The following is a 718-nucleotide window of genomic DNA, read 5'->3' as shown; positions in this document are numbered from 1 at the left end:
GCCGATTACTGAGTTTCTTTTTTCTTTCCTTCCTCTCTCTCCTTCTCCTTTTTTTTCCCCTCCTTCTTTTTCCCCTCCTTTCTCCTTCCCTTTTTTTTCTTCCCTTCCCCCTCCTCTTTTCTCTTTTTTTCCCCTTCCCTTTTTCTTTTCCTCCTTCTCCTTCTTCTTCTTCTCCTTTCCTTTTCTCCTTCTTTCCTTCTTTCTTCTTCTTTTCTCTTCCCCCCTTCCCCCTTTCCTCTTCTTCTTTTCCCCCCCTTCCTCCCCCCTTCCTTCCCCTCCCTCTCTCTTTCCTCTTTCTCCTTTTCCCTCCCCCTTCTTTTCTCCCCTTTCGCTTCCCTCCCCCCTTCCCCTCCCTCTCTTTCCCTCCTCTCCTTCCCTCTCTGCCCCCTCTCCCCCCTTTCCTCCTCTGGCTTCCCCTCCCCTTTTTCTCTCCTTTCTTCTCTTCCTCTTCCTTCCTTTCTTTTTTTCCTTTTCCTTTCTTTCCTCTCTTCCCCTTCTCCTTTCTTCCCTCTCCTCCCCCTTTCTCTCTCTCTTTCCCCTTTTTTTCCCTTCTCTTTTTTTCCTCTTCCTCCCTTTCTTCCTTTCTCCCTCTTTTCCTCCTCCCCCTCTCTTTTCCTCTCGTTCCCCCTTTCTTCTTCTCCCCTCCTTTCCTCTCCTCCTTCTCCCCTCCTTCTCCCCCCCCTCCCCCTCTCCCCTCCCCTTCTTTCCTTCCTTCCCC

At 50.7% G+C, this 718-nt stretch carries 1 protein-coding gene; it reads right to left on the bottom strand.

What is annotated here, in order from left to right; translation table 11 throughout:
- Positions 1-5: 5 nt before the first annotated feature.
- A partial coding sequence (locus HBN98_RS28445; protein WP_186352950.1) for a hypothetical protein occupies positions 6-718 on the bottom strand: 713 nt, incomplete at its 5' end.

Origin of the sequence: Pseudomonas koreensis (genome assembly GCF_012986595.1) — a bacterium.
In the GTDB taxonomy this organism is placed as follows: Bacteria; Pseudomonadota; Gammaproteobacteria; order Pseudomonadales; family Pseudomonadaceae; genus Aquipseudomonas; species Aquipseudomonas koreensis.
The sequence above is the reverse complement of the archived record's forward strand: the minus strand, read 5'-3'. Positions and strand labels throughout refer to the sequence as shown.